The organism is Mesorhizobium sp. P3_A9 (assembly GCF_056402975.1).
Genome location: NZ_JBFUGJ010000612.1, coordinates 1 through 1,964 on the forward strand (window position 1 = coordinate 1; position 1,964 = coordinate 1,964).

At 60.9% G+C, this 1,964-nt stretch carries 3 protein-coding genes; 2 read left to right on the forward strand and 1 reads right to left on the reverse strand.

Features of this window, described 5'->3' with window-relative positions:
* The coding region (locus tag AC1DX0_RS35205; protein ID WP_477359038.1) for a Wzz/FepE/Etk N-terminal domain-containing protein at positions 1–510 on the reverse strand (510 nt) is incomplete at its 3' end.
* Between the two features lie 255 nt (positions 511–765).
* Between AC1DX0_RS35205 and AC1DX0_RS35210 the strand changes: the two genes are divergently transcribed.
* On the forward strand, positions 766–1,329 hold the full coding sequence (locus tag AC1DX0_RS35210) for a polysaccharide biosynthesis/export family protein (RefSeq protein ID WP_027042340.1): 564 nt from the start codon (positions 766–768) through the stop codon (positions 1,327–1,329).
* Positions 1,330–1,339: 10 nt separating this feature from the next.
* Positions 1,340–1,964 (forward strand): glycosyltransferase (locus tag AC1DX0_RS35215; RefSeq protein WP_477359041.1); only part of this gene is annotated, 625 nt, incomplete at its 3' end.

Consider the following 1,964-nt stretch of genomic DNA (forward strand, 5'->3'; position numbering starts at 1 on the left):
CTCGGAGGAGAACTCGATGGCAATGATGCGGGTCTTTTCGACGCCAAAGACGTTGAGCTTCTCGCGCATCTTCTTCAGGACACGCTCGTCGACAGGAATATCCGTCGGGTCGTTCTTAAGCCCAAGCAGAACCAGCACGCGGCTCAGGTACGACATGTTGACCGCTTCGTCGAACTCAGGCAGTCGCGACAGGTTGAGTTTCTCCGCCACCTGCTTGAGGATTTCGTTGGACGAAATGATCTGGACCTGGGTGGCGACGCCTTGCTCGTCGAGGATTGGCTTGTCGCCGTCATTGTTGCTGCCGGCCGGACGGGTGTAGACGGATTCGCGCGGCGCGATTTCGATCTGCGTCTGGGCCTTATAATGTTTGGTCGCGAACGAGGCGAAGGCAAACGCCAGGCCTGTCACCACCAAGACGAAGAGCACTATGCGCAGCCAGTTCCTCGCCAGGCTGGCGAAGAGCTGCCTGAGGTCGACGTCGACATCTGCGGCCGCGGACTGAACGGACATGCATCCCTACTCCGAAACTGGGTCAGGATGCACCGTAAACAACTATGGTAACTCAGGCGTTAAGATCGCGGTAATACTCCGTTAGGGATTACTGGCGAGCAGCAAGAAAAACGATAAAAATGCCAAAACCCCTGCTGTGCGAGCCGTCTCGACCGGCTCCTTTACCGGCCATTAACCCTAACAGGATGATAACGGACCCGATCCCAGATGTTTGCTGCGACGCCGCAGCGGCCAGTCGAAGGTACGTATCCGATCATGAAAAGCACTGCCTCCCTCTTTCGCGCTCTGCTTGCCGTATCGATGCTCGCCGGCTGCTCCAGCTACCGGCCGACGCCGGCGGCCTTCCACGAGGTCCTCGACCAACCCTACCGTCTCGGTGCCGGCGACCGCATCCGCGTCACCGTGTTCGAGCAGGACGGCCTGACCAACACCTACAGTGTCGATCAGTCCGGCTACCTCTCCTTCCCGCTTGTCGGCGCCATACCGGCGCGTGGACACACCGCGCAGCAGATGGAAAAGGAGATCGCCGACAAATTGCGGCAAGGCTATCTGCGCGACCCCGACGTCTCGGTCGAGATCGATCGCTACCGGCCGATCTTCGTCATGGGCGAAGTGGGTGCCGCCGGCCAGTATTCCTATGTGCCCGGCCTAACCGTGCAGAAGGCCATCGCCATTGCCGGCGGCTTCTCGCCGCGCGCCAACCAGGAAAGCGTCGACATCACCCGCGACATCAATGGCAAGGTGATGACCGGCCGCGTGGTCACCTCGGACCCGCTGCTGCCCGGAGATACCGTCTACGTCCGCGAACGCCTGTTCTGACAGACACCACGTGGCGGACAAGCTCAGGATCGTCCACTGCTTTCGTTCACCCGTCGGAGGAATTTTCCGGCATGTGCGCGACCTGACGGAAGCGCAGGTCGCAGCCGGTCATGTCGTCGGCATCGTCTGCGATTCGACCACTGGCGGCGAATTCGAGGAGCGCCTGTTCGAGCAGATGAAGGACATGCTGGCGCTCGGCATCCATCGCACGCCAATGCAGCGCCATGTCGGCCCGGGCGATCTCGCCTCGGCCCGGCGCACCTACAGGATCATCAAGGAATTGCGGCCGGACGTGTTKCACGGGCACGGCGCCAAGGGTGGCGCCTATGCTCGTYTSTTCGGCTCATTGTTGCGGGTATCAAGGTCTCGCGTAGCCCGCCTTTATTCGCCGCATGGCGGCTCYCTCCACTATGACGAAACAACRGCCACSGGRAAGCTGTTCTTCGCSCTSGARCGCWYCATGGSSCGCTTYACCGAYTGCCTGCTGTTYGTCTCSGACTAYGAGCGGCGAACCTATCGCCGGAAGGTGGGCGAGCCGCCGATCCCAAACATTCTGGTCTACAACGGACTGCGCGCCGCCGAATTCGAACCGGTGATCATCGCATCCGATGCGGCTGATCTGCTCTACATCGGCA

Coding starts and splice junctions, on each gene's coding strand:
- AC1DX0_RS35210 (WP_027042340.1), top strand. CDS start 766: ATGAAAAGCACTGCCTCCCTCTTTCGCGCTCTGCTTGCCGTATCGATG.